This window comes from Aurantivibrio infirmus, assembly GCF_054767315.1.
The window spans coordinates 544,575-556,029 of the sequence record NZ_BAAFSK010000001.1 but is presented as its reverse complement, the minus strand read 5'-3'; the positions used below and the strand labels follow the sequence as shown (position 1 = coordinate 556,029).

9 protein-coding genes are annotated in these 11,455 nt (G+C 44.6%); 4 read left to right on the top strand and 5 right to left on the bottom strand.

The window, feature by feature from the left end; all coding sequences use genetic code 11:
- Nucleotides 1-39: 39 nt before the first annotated feature.
- The 3 genes from ACYUCY_RS02705 to ACYUCY_RS02695 all read right to left on the bottom strand — a co-directional run bounded on the left by ACYUCY_RS02705 (nucleotide 40) and on the right by ACYUCY_RS02695 (nucleotide 3,431).
- Complete coding sequence (locus tag ACYUCY_RS02705; protein ID WP_460224904.1) at nucleotides 40-408, bottom strand: VOC family protein; 369 nt, start codon at nucleotides 406-408, stop codon at nucleotides 40-42.
- Between the two features lie 297 nt (nucleotides 409-705).
- Complete coding sequence (locus ACYUCY_RS02700; protein WP_460224903.1) at nucleotides 706-2,955, bottom strand: xanthine dehydrogenase family protein molybdopterin-binding subunit; 2,250 nt, start codon at nucleotides 2,953-2,955, stop codon at nucleotides 706-708.
- Entirely contained in the window at nucleotides 2,952-3,431 is a 480-nt protein-coding gene (locus ACYUCY_RS02695; RefSeq protein ID WP_460224902.1) for a (2Fe-2S)-binding protein, read from the bottom strand. Before ACYUCY_RS02695 ends, ACYUCY_RS02700 begins: the two co-directional genes overlap by 4 nt.
- Before the next feature lie 533 nt (nucleotides 3,432-3,964).
- Here ACYUCY_RS02695 and ACYUCY_RS02690 point away from each other — a divergent pair.
- The 4 genes from ACYUCY_RS02690 to ACYUCY_RS02675 all read left to right on the top strand — a co-directional run bounded on the left by ACYUCY_RS02690 (nucleotide 3,965) and on the right by ACYUCY_RS02675 (nucleotide 6,829).
- Nucleotides 3,965-4,537: a MiaE family protein gene (locus ACYUCY_RS02690; protein WP_460224901.1), complete on the top strand. Its 573-nt coding sequence runs from the start codon at nucleotides 3,965-3,967 to the stop codon at nucleotides 4,535-4,537.
- 1 nt (nucleotide 4,538) lies between these two features.
- Nucleotides 4,539-5,810 (top strand): hypothetical protein, encoded by a 1,272-nt coding sequence (locus ACYUCY_RS02685; protein ID WP_460224900.1) that lies wholly within the window; start codon nucleotides 4,539-4,541, stop codon nucleotides 5,808-5,810.
- Nucleotides 5,811-5,909: 99 nt separating this feature from the next.
- Entirely contained in the window at nucleotides 5,910-6,311 is a 402-nt protein-coding gene (locus ACYUCY_RS02680; RefSeq protein ID WP_460224899.1) for a DUF6491 family protein, read from the top strand.
- 56 nt (nucleotides 6,312-6,367) lie between these two features.
- Nucleotides 6,368-6,829 carry an NAD(P)H-dependent oxidoreductase gene (locus tag ACYUCY_RS02675; protein WP_460224898.1) on the top strand — a complete coding sequence of 154 codons (462 nt, stop codon included), beginning with the start codon at nucleotides 6,368-6,370 and terminating at the stop codon, nucleotides 6,827-6,829.
- Between the two features lie 55 nt (nucleotides 6,830-6,884).
- Here the strand turns inward: ACYUCY_RS02675 and ACYUCY_RS02670 are convergent, their stop codons facing one another.
- Both ACYUCY_RS02670 and aceE read right to left on the bottom strand, forming a co-directional pair.
- Complete coding sequence (locus tag ACYUCY_RS02670; protein WP_460224897.1) at nucleotides 6,885-8,507, bottom strand: dihydrolipoyllysine-residue acetyltransferase; 1,623 nt, start codon at nucleotides 8,505-8,507, stop codon at nucleotides 6,885-6,887.
- 62 nt (nucleotides 8,508-8,569) lie between these two features.
- Entirely contained in the window at nucleotides 8,570-11,221 is a 2,652-nt protein-coding gene (gene aceE / locus ACYUCY_RS02665) for a pyruvate dehydrogenase (acetyl-transferring), homodimeric type (RefSeq protein WP_460224896.1), read from the bottom strand.
- Nucleotides 11,222-11,455 lie beyond the last annotated feature (234 nt).

Below are 11,455 nucleotides of genomic sequence, written 5' to 3'. Positions count from 1 at the left end.
ATGTGCGAGCAAGCGTCACTGGATTTGGGCTTACTGAACTTACACCATGCAAAAAACAGCGAGTTTATTCCCGTCTAAATCACGAAAATAAGCACCGTAAAAATTATCGGTTCGATTTCCTGGCGCACCTTCGTCTGTACCACCTAACTCCAGCGCCTTAGCATGAGCGGCATCGACCATGGCGCTATCGCTTGCAGGTAAAGCTATCATTGTTCCGTTCCCCACTGTCGCCGTCTCTTTATTAAATGGCGTTCCGACACCCAGCATTGGTTTACTCATATCGACGCCAAAATAAACCTGCTCGCCGAATGCCATGAGCTGCTTTGCACCGAGCAAAGCTAACACTTGCCCATAAAACGATTTTGCTTTTTCTACATCGTTACTACCTAAAGTCGCGTAACCAATCATCTTTTTTACCCTCTGCTAATTTATTTATAAAATTATTCGTTTATAAGCTTACCCTGTTCGCCTTCTCCAAATTGGGCTGAACGGCCACCAAATTCGAAATGATTTAGCATCTATATCTGCTTTACCTACAACTGTATTAAAATACAGTTGTAGCGAGATTACACGAACCTCATTTAGGGCGTCAAGCTATCAACTAAAATAAACCTCTAGCCCCAATGTTGATCCCAGCCAAATTTTAGACAAAAAAAAGCCGCGAATTAATTCGCGGCTTTTTTATTTTTCAAAGTGTAGATTTTATTAAACAGTAAAACCTTCTTTGCTCAATGGGAGAGTTTTAACACGATGTCCAGTAGCGGCATAAATCGCGTTACACACCGCTGGCGCCAATGGGGGAAGCGTTGGTTCACCTAAACCCGTTGGAGAGTTATCGCTTTGAATAAAGTAGGATTCGACTTCTGGAGTACTTCTCATTCTTAGAGGCTGATAGTTATGGAAATTAGATTGCTCTACCATGCCGTCTTCAAAAGTAATTTCCAATCTCGCCATAGTGCTTAAACCATCTACAACACCACCTTGAGCTTGGTTTTCCGCACCACTCATATTCACGATGGGTCCAACATCCGCTGCAAGAACAACTTTATGCACGGTGACTTTCTTATTCGCGTCAACGCTCACTTCAGCAACTTCGGCAATATGGCCAGCATGGCTGTAATGGAAGGCAAGACCTAAGGCACGACCTGCGGGCATTGTTTTACCCCAGCCAGCTTTTTCAGTCGCCAATTTGATAACGTCAACCGCGCGCTGAGCATTCAGTCCGCCAGTGTTGTCATCAAACTTCTGCTCCATTAAATCGATTAAGAAATCTCGGTGATCTTTTCCAGCAGCTACAGATAACTCATGAATAAAACTTTGTGTTACCCAACCAAAACAGTTGGCACCGGGTGCGCGCCATGCATAACAAGGAACGCCCAATGGCAATGCCGTCTGAGTTAGTTTGTAGTTTTCAACATTTGGCCCAGGAAATTCTGTCGGCCGCAGTGAACCACCACTGACTGGGCGCTTACCATTGTTGCTGAAAGTGATGAAATGATTTTGCCAAGCAGAGACTTTACCGTCAGCATCAAGCCCAGCTTTAAACGAATGGAAACCACCAGGACGATAAAAATCGTGGGCCATATCCATTTCACGAGTCCACTGTACTTTCACCGGCCCGTCAACTTTTTGCGCAATGGCTGCCGCTTCACAGGCGTAATCGTTTAATAAACGTCGGCCAAAACCACCACCGATACGTAATTGATTTAGGGTGATTTTATCGGCGGACAAACCTGTTACCGCTGCGACTGAAGCGATTGCACTGGTTGGCGTTTGCGTTGGTGCCCACAATGTAAGCTGACCATCTTTGAATTCCGCCGTACAATTTTGTGGCTCTAAGTTAGCGTGAGATGCGAATTGGTAAGTGTAAAGAGACTCAACCGTTTTAGATGCGCTAGCAAAAGCGCCCGCGACATCACCAGATTCTTTTACAGAATCTTCGCCATCTTGCTTAGCCAATTCCTGCGCTTGCTTGACGATACCAGTCCAACTATCGGTGGCACCACTTTGATCCCACTTAACTTTTAACTTTTGCTTAGCTTGGAAAGCAGCCCAGGTTGAATTGGCGATAATAGCGACACCAGAAGCGAGTTGTTCTTGGTTGCCGTTACCTTCCAAAATAAATGCGTCTTTAACACCTGGCATTTTCTTAACTTCTTCGAGGTTTGCACTCACTGCCTTCGCGCCAAAAGCGGGGCTCTTGGTATAAGTCGCGTAAACCATGTCAGGGAATTGTTGATCAATACCAAACAGTGGCTGACCAGTAACGAGCATATTGTTATCAACACCGGTGATACGCTTACCCAACAAACGAAATTCGCTGGTTTCTTTCAACTTCAAGGAGCTTGTTTCGGGAACGGATTCTTTTGACGCAGCCAAAGCTAGTTCGCCATAACCCAGGCTCTCACCATTACCATTGATAACTTTTGAATCTTCAGTGCGAAGCGTATCAACAGAGACACCCCACTGTTTGGCAGCGGCGGCTAACAACATGGCGCGAGCTGCAGCACCCGATTGACGCAAGGCATCCCAGTTACTTGGAATCGACCGAGAACCACCGGCGAACTGAGCACCAAATTCACGACCAATTGGGGATTGCTCAACCACAACATCTTCCCAAGCGGCATCTAATTCCTCAGCGACAATCATTGGCATAGATGTCTTCACGCCTTGGCCGATTTCGGGGTTTTTAGAATAGATATAAATTTTGCCTTCAGGAGAAATACGAATGTAGGTATTAACCTTCATCAAGGCTTCACTTTCCGCATCAGCGCTCAGGCTCATCGGCCCCACGCTCATTGCTAAAGTCAAACCACCGCCAGCAATACCGGCTAATTTAAGAAAAGAACGGCGATTCACGCCAACGGCGCCTTGCTTGGCCCACTCAGACTCAGCCTGAGCAAAAATGTCGTTCATGATGTCGTCCGAATAGGACTCAGAATTTGTGGCTCTCATGCTTTCTCTCCTTTCTGAGCGTCAGCGGCTGAATGGATAGCAGCTCGAATTCGGGTATAGGTACCACATCGACAATAGTTGCCGGACATAGCGGCGTCGATATCAGCATCAGTCGGAGATGGATTCGCCTTTAAAAGTGCAGTAGCAGACATGATTTGCCCAGCCTGACAGTAGCCACATTGAGGAACGTCTAGCTCAACCCAAGCTTCTTGAACTGGGGTCAAATCGCCATTAACCGCTAAACCTTCAATTGTTGTGATTGCCTTGCCTTCAACAGCGGAGATAGGCGTTGAGCACGAACGTACTGGTGAGCCTTCAAGGTGGACTGTACACGCGCCACATTGAGCAACACCACAGCCATACTTGGTGCCAACTAAGCCTAGATTGTCTCTTAAGGCCCAAAGTAGAGGTGTAGTTGGATCGATATCTTGAATAGTTTCTTCTTTACCATTGACGGTGATTTTAATTGTCGACATGAGAGAGTCCTGTTCTATCGCTAGCGGGATAAGCGCACTGTTCTAAACCCCCCGGTCATCAAAGTCAAGCAGCTAAACACATCCTAACAGCAGACAGCAAATAGCGAATGATTCGAGGAGAAAAACAGTGCTTTTTTGAAATTATTTGTGCTGCATTCTCGCAAAATACTGGGGAATTGTGAATGATAAATGTAAGAATTTTGGCAGTATTAACTCAGCTAATGATCCATCAGCAACAGAGCTTTGAGCGGAATTTTTGTAGGGTCGGATTATTATCTCGCCACAAGTGTCATTTCAAAACAAAGTTGATCGTCCACAATGAATAATTTAGCGACAACGGACTCTTTTGTGGCAGCCCCTATTAACTATTTATGAATCCGCGAGCTTTCTGAAACATCGGACAAAAACCCCACTAAAAGCATTGATTAAGCATTCCAAATAAAACACGAAAAACATTTGCCGTGACCCATTTGGAAAACTCAGTTAGGGTATTGCTCCGAATTCAGAAGCCACTAGAAAACCAAGTAATAAAGATGATCAAACTAAAATTCGACACCCCCAGCGACTGGACAAAAAAAGTTATTGGAGATTTTGACGCCTTCCTTATCGATCACGCCGCAGCAGAAAAAAAAGCATCAGGAATGGCGATGTCAATGTTGTCCCACTACCCCGATCGTCCTGCACTCGTCAAAGCCATGGTCGATCTCAGTATTGAAGAAATGACCCACTTTCGAGATGTCATACGCCTCCTTCAGCAACGAGGCTTACAGTTGGCTACTGATGAAAAAGATCCTTACATTAATCAATTTAGAAAATTAATGCGTAAAGAAAGTGATGAGTATTTGATGGATAGATTACTTGTCGGCGGTATCGTTGAGGCACGCGGCTACGAACGCTTTAGTCTCGTTGCTGAAGCCCAGGATGATCCAACCTTGAAACGTTTTTATACCGCAATCAGTAACTCGGAATCTCGTCATGCAGAATTATTTGTAGATCTTGCGGCGAATTACTTCCCCAAAAATATCATCGAAAATCGCCTCGAAGAATTGTTAGAAGCGGAAGCGCGCATCGTCGCGCAACTGCCGATTAGAGCCGCTCTACACTGACATGCCAAGGCAAACCACTGCGTTAGGAATTTACCAACACTATTTGGACAATTATGCCGAAGCGGAAAGTCAGTACGCGCTAGAAAACATCAACGTCATTACTTTTGATCACATAGTCGCCGTACCTGCGTATAACGAAGACATCGCCTTTTTAAAACGTTTAAAAGTTCACTGCGAAAACGAAACCAAGGTTTTAGTCATTCTTATTATCAACGAACCTGACGACCCCGAAACCAAGCAAGTAGCGCAATGCCAATTAAACTCTGAGCTTTTTGACTACGGGCTTAACTCGGGAAAGCTACACTGGCAAAACAAAAACTTGAGCCATATACGTTGGAAAAATAATTGTCATTTAATCCTCATCGATCGTTTTAGTGAAGAACGAAAGATCCCCTACAAACAAGGCGTTGGGCTCGCAAGAAAAATCGCTTGCGACGTTGGGGTTGCGCTCATCGCCAAAAATAATTCGCAACAATCAAAGCGAACTATTGTTATTCACAGCACCGATGCGGACGCCGCTTTACCAGCCGACTATTTTAAGCGCACTCTGGATGTCGAATCTCATAGTGCCGCTACTTTTCCATTTGTTCACCGGGGCGAATGTGATGAGATTACAGCTGCAACATATTTGTACGAACAATCACTACACTATTACGTGAACGGCTTACGCTGGGCCGGATCGCCTTATGCCTTTCACACAATAGGTAGCTGCCTCGCATTTTCCGCAACGCACTACTGCCAAGTAAGGGGCTTTCCAAAACGTTCTGGCGGTGAAGATTTTTATTTACTCAACAAGCTCGCTAAACTCGCGCCCATAAAATTATTAGATGGCGAAGCAATTATCTTAGCATCTAGAAATTCAAACAGAGTTCCCTTTGGCACCGGTCCGGCCGTTGACAAAATATTAAAATTAAAACGTCAGAGTGAGTTCCAAAGTTATGACCCGATTGTTTTTAAAGAGCTAGCGACGCTACTTAAACAATTCAAGCAATATTGGAATTTACGCAAAAGCCCTTCTCACTGGCTAGCGCAATTGACACTCCCAAGCCGAAACACACTAAGCAACTTAGGCATTCACCGCCTGTTCGAACATATTGATAATAATGTCACTTCCGAATCCCACTGCAGACAACAGATTCAATTTTGGTTTGATGGGTTCAGAACTTTAAAATATATTCATGAACTGCAAAATAATTTTTACCCATCAATTACCTTAAACGAAGCTTTGCGTCGTGCGCGTTTTCTACTTGAAGATGGAGAAAACGAAGCCTAGTCCATCCAAAGTTAATTGCATGACCCAGGTCTAAGCGTTAAAGTCGAACTGCTCAAACATACCTGTAAACATTGAAATTTTGATATTGAGGAAAGCAACATGAGAAGAAACTCTGTTTTAGCGTTTATCGCTTCTCTTTCCATAGTATTTACTGCATGCCAAAGTACACCCGCGGACTCTGAAGATAAAATCGCCAAAGCACTGGATGATATGAATCTAAGCGTTGAAGGCAGCAAGGCAGAGATCCTTGTCTATCGCATTAACGGCTGGCGCTATGTCGATAAATACAATGTCATTTTAACCTTGGGAAACCGAGATAATTACCTTGTAGGTTTACGTCACCCTTGCCCCGGCCTGAATGGTGCATTCAAGATAGGTTTTACTAGCACTGGAAATAAAGTCACTAAATTTGACGATATCGTTGTGAGCAACCGAGGACCTGGCGCTATGGACGAACGATGTGGAATAAAAGACATAGTGCTGTTAAAGCCTAGAGAATAAAGTTTCTAGGCGTTTACTTGTCATATAGCACTGCTCACAAAACGCAGAAAAGAATTATGAAAAATCTACTCATTACTGTGCACTGCCCATCAGAGAATACAAAATTACTACGCGACTCACTTGTTCGCGGCGCGTCTCATGAAGACATGAATGGAATTGAACTTCGTGTGACGGAACCATTACAAACAACTGCTGAAGATGTTCTTTGGGCAAATGCAATCTTACTGGGAACTACCGAGAACTTCGGCTATATGAGCGGTGCAATGAAGGATTTTTTTGATCGAATTTATTATCCTTGCCTCGAAAAAAAACAAGGTCTCCCCTATGCCATTGCAATTCGTGCAGGACTTGATGGCACCGGTACAAAAATAGCCATGGAAAAAATTATTACTGGTCTAAAATGGAAAGCGATCAAAGAGCCTTTAGTTTCAAAAGGTGATTTCTCAACCGCGTTTTTGTCTGATTGGGAAGAATTGGGCTTAACAATGGCAGCGGGGTTAGAAGCTGGAATCTATTAATCGCGAGAAGCGCCTATGGATGCCTTAGGGCGCAAGATATTTATTTTTTCAACCACTAAACGAGTTGCTTATAATCCGCCAACAGACCCACCAAGTGAGTTAGAAAACGTCCCGCGTCTGCGCCGTTTACCGCACGATGATCATAAGACAAACACAGCGGAAGCTGCGTACTTGGTACAAAATTTTTGCCGTCCCACTCTGGTTTAATCGCCGCTTTAGAAATACCGAGAATACCAACTTCAGGAGTATTAACGATGGGGGTGAAGCCTCGCCCGCCGATAGCGCCCAAACTAGAAACGGTAAAACAACCACCTTTCATTTCTCGAGGCGTAAGCTTTCCATCGCGGGCCTTCGTCGCCAGACTTAATGTTTCTTCTGCAATTTCCCAAATATCTTTTTTATCGACATCGCGAATAACTGGCACCATTAAGCCAATAGGTGTATCAACGGCCATACCGATATGCACATAATCTTTTTCAATCATGTGCTCGCCGTCCGGATCGATCGAAACATTAAAACTGGGCTCTGCGCGCAAAGTTAATGCGCAAGCTTTTAAGATGAAAGGAATTGGCGTTAGTTTTACACCACGCTTTTCTGCTTCGCCTTTTTGTTTTTTACGGTAACTTTCTAATTCAGAAATATTCGCGTCATCAAATTGGGTAACGTGGGGAACGTTGAGCCAACTCCGATGCATATTCGCAGCTGTTAATTTTTTAATTTTGCTGAGCTTTACTTTTTTAACATCGCCAAACTGAGAAAAATCTACCGCAGGAACCTCAGGAATAGCGGCACCGCCACCACCTGCAACTATTTCCTTCACATAATTACGCACATCATCTTTCGTGCAACGACCCCGGGGACCAGTCGCTTTTACCTTGCTAAGATCAACACCGAGCTGTCGCGCCAACTTTCTTACTGCGGGACCAGCATGTGCATTGCCATCAGCTGGGATAACGCCTGAGCTTGCGGGAATTGGGCGCGGCGATTGCGTCGCGGTAGTTTTTGTCGGTACAGGCGTAGGAGCTGCTTCAGTAGATTTAGTTTCCTCAGGCGCTTTTTTTGCGGTACTCGTTCTCGCCGTTGCGCTTTTTTTCGTTTGGAGAACAACAATATTTTGGCCTTCGTTGACCTTGTCGCCCTCTTTAATTAACCAACTGCTGACAACACCGGCAGTGGTTGCGGGCACTTCCATCGAGGCTTTGTCGGATTCTAAAACGAGGAGTGAATCACCTTCTTCAACACTGTCACCAACCGCAACACAGAGCTCGATAACTTCAACATCGGCTGAGCCACCAATATCAGGTACGGATTCAATGATCTCCCGACTAACTTCCGGTGCTTCAATTTCATTTTCTACTTCTTCTGAATCACTTGTATTGCTCGCGTCCGTCGAAGCTTCCGCGGAAACCGCTTCGCTATCATTTTCTGCAACTTCATTGGAACCTGTTTCTAATTCCAAGATTGGCGCACCAGTCTTTAATTGATCACCTTCCTTCACAAGCAGTCCGACAACTTTTCCTGCATGACTACAAGGCACTTCAACCGAGGCTTTGTCGGTTTCCAAAACAATAATAGATTGCTCAACTTCCACAGTGTCGCCAACTGCGACGCACACCTCGACGACTTCTGCCGGGTCATCGGAACCAATATCTGGAACAACTATAGTTTGTTTTGACACAGTATTTCCTTTCTCAAAAAACCGCTATTTTCTGGTATGAAATTTTAGGTATCGCTTTTCAATTACAAATGGATTGGATCAATTTTTTCTGGGTCAATTTTAAATTTCTTCATCGCGCCAATAACCACCTGTACATCAAGCTTGCCTTCATCCGCTAATGACTTGAGTGCCGCAATAACAATATAGTGACGATCAACCTCAAAGAAGCTTCTTAATTTTTCACGGCTATCACTGCGTCCAAAACCATCGGTCCCCAACACTTTATAACGACGCGGGATAAAATCACGCAACTGCTCAAAATAAAGTTTTATATAATCTGACGCGGCGACAACCGGTCCTTCATGGCCTTTTAGCTGTTGCTCGATATAACTTTTTCGTGGTGTCTGGTCTGGATGCATCAGATTCCAGCGTTGCACGCTTTGACCTTCGCGGGCCAATTCGTTCGCGCTGGTGATGCTCCACACTTCCGAGGTCACTTGAAATTCTTGTCGCAGAATTTCCGCGGCGTATTCGACTTCGCGCAAAATAGTTCCAGAACCCATTAACTGAACGGTTTTATCTGATTTCACATCACAGCGATGTAATAAATAAGCGCCTTTAATAATGCCTTCTTCCGCACCCACTGGCATCGCAGGATGCTCATAGTTTTCATTCATCGTCGTGATGTAATAAAAACAATTTTCCTTTTTCTCATACATTCGATGCAGACCATCTTGAATGATCACCGCCAACTCATAACTATAGGTAGGGTCATAAGTACGGCAATTAGGCACTGTGTTCGCGAGAATGTGACTATGGCCATCTTGATGCTGCAAGCCTTCGCCGTTTAAGGTAGTTCGACCAGCAGTCGCGCCGATCAAAAATCCTCGCGCCTGACTATCCCCTGCGGCCCAAGCCAAATCGCCAATTCGCTGGAAGCCAAACATCGAATAGAAAATATAAAATGGCACCATTGGGCAAGCAAAATTACTGTATGCAGTTGCCGCAACCAGCCATGCAGACATAGAACCCGCTTCATTAATTCCTTCTTCTAGAATTTGGCCTTTTTTATCTTCCTTGTAATACATTATTTGGCCAGAGTCCTGAGGGGTATATTTTTGACCTGCGGAAGAATAAATCCCGAGTTGACGGAACATACCCTCCATACCGAAGGTTCGCGCTTCATCAGGGACAATAGGCACAACGCGCTCACCCATTTTTTTATCTTTCACTAATGTCGATAACAAACGGACGAAGGCCATCGTGGTAGAAATTTTTCTGTCGCCACTACTTTTTAATTGCGCACTAAACGCGTCTAGCTCTGGAACATCAAGTGCTTTAAATTCGCTTTGGCGGGAAGGCAAAGGCCCGTTAAGTTCAGCGCGCTTCTTGCGCATATAAGTAATTTCAGGAGAATCATTTGGTGGACGATAGTAAGGTGTAGATTTTAATTCTTCGTCGGAAATCGGCACTCCAAATCGATCGCGGAATCGCTTTAGCGATTCCATATCCAACTTTTTAACGGAGTGAGTTTCATTCTGCGCTTCACCGGCATCACCCAAACCATAACCTTTAACGGTATGGGCGAGAATCACGGTCGGCTGCCCCTTATGTTCGACCGCTTGCGCATAGGCTGCGTAAACTTTATAGGGATCATGTCCACCACGATTAAGATACATAATATCTTCATCGCTTAAATCTTTAACTAGCTCCAACAATTCTGGATATTTTCCAAAGAAATGTTCGCGAGTATAGGCGCCGCCGTTAGCTTTATAGTTTTGCAACTCGCCATCGCAAACTTCGTCCATGCGTTTTTGCAATAAACCGGTCGTATCTTTTTCCAACAAAGGATCCCACAGCCTACCCCAAACAACTTTCAGGACATTCCATCCTGCGCCGCGGAAGACACCTTCCAACTCTTGAATAATTTTTCCATTGCCGCGCACCGGGCCATCGAGTCGCTGCAAATTACAATTAACCACAAAAATTAAGTTTTCGAGCTGCTCTCGACCCGCTAAAGAAATTGCACCTAAAGATTCCGGTTCATCACATTCGCCATCACCAAGAAAGGCCCACACGTGTCGATCGCCTCGCGGTGCCAATCCTCGCGCTGACATATACCGCATGAAGTGTGCTTGATAGATTGCTTGAATAGGACCAAGTCCCATAGAGACGGTTGGGAATTGCCAATAGTTAGGCATCAACCAGGGGTGAGGATAAGAAGACAAACCCTTGCCATCGACTTCACGTCGAAAATTATCAAGCTGCTCCTCGGTTAAACGGCCCTCCAAAAAAGAGCGCGCATACATTCCCGGCGAGCTGTGACCCTGAAAATATATTAAATCGCCCAAATACCCTTTGTCGTTACCGTGAAAAAAATAATTGAAGCCAATATCATAAAGTGTCGCCGCTGATGAAAACGTGGCGATGTGGCCACCCAAGGCATCGTCGTTATCATTTGCACGCATGACCATTGCCAGTGCATTCCAACGAATCAAAGAACGTATTCGACGCTCCATGAATAAATCGCCTGGCATACGTTTTTCTGCGTGGAACGGAATGGTATTTCTAAAAGGAGTGATTATCGCCGCTGGCATCGAGACATTTTCAGTGATCGCACTGTCAGCTAGCTGTTTAATTAAATATGCCGCTCGCTCTTTGCCGGAGTGTCGGATGACCGAATACATCGCATCAAGCCATTCTTTGGTTTCGAGGGGATCAATATCCTCTTGCATCCAGGTCTCCTTTAGAGCGGAAAGGTTTTTAATTTAAGTAATCGAAGAGTAAGCGTGAATTCCGTAATTGTAGTACTAAGATGAATCGAAAAAAACATTTCAACGTGAAATGTTTTGAAAAGATTAAATATTCTTAAGCTTTGATATATTTTCTACATCCGCCACAAGAAGAAAAACCACGAAATTACTAACCAAGGTGGTGCAGAATTCTTGTAAGCAACTGATCTATAGCGA

What these genes read in the sequence shown, in the direction of transcription:
- ACYUCY_RS02705 (WP_460224904.1), bottom strand. Translation starts at nt 408, where the DNA reads ATGATTGGTTACGCGACTTTAGGTAGTAACGATGTAGAAAAAGCAAAA.
- ACYUCY_RS02700 (WP_460224903.1), bottom strand. Translation starts at nt 2,955, where the DNA reads ATGAGAGCCACAAATTCTGAGTCCTATTCGGACGACATCATGAACGAC.
- ACYUCY_RS02695 (WP_460224902.1), bottom strand. Translation starts at nt 3,431, where the DNA reads ATGTCGACAATTAAAATCACCGTCAATGGTAAAGAAGAAACTATTCAA.
- ACYUCY_RS02690 (WP_460224901.1), top strand. Translation starts at nt 3,965, where the DNA reads ATGATCAAACTAAAATTCGACACCCCCAGCGACTGGACAAAAAAAGTT.
- ACYUCY_RS02685 (WP_460224900.1), top strand. Translation starts at nt 4,539, where the DNA reads ATGCCAAGGCAAACCACTGCGTTAGGAATTTACCAACACTATTTGGAC.
- ACYUCY_RS02680 (WP_460224899.1), top strand. Translation starts at nt 5,910, where the DNA reads ATGAGAAGAAACTCTGTTTTAGCGTTTATCGCTTCTCTTTCCATAGTA.
- ACYUCY_RS02675 (WP_460224898.1), top strand. Translation starts at nt 6,368, where the DNA reads ATGAAAAATCTACTCATTACTGTGCACTGCCCATCAGAGAATACAAAA.
- aceE (WP_460224896.1), bottom strand. Translation starts at nt 11,221, where the DNA reads ATGCAAGAGGATATTGATCCCCTCGAAACCAAAGAATGGCTTGATGCG.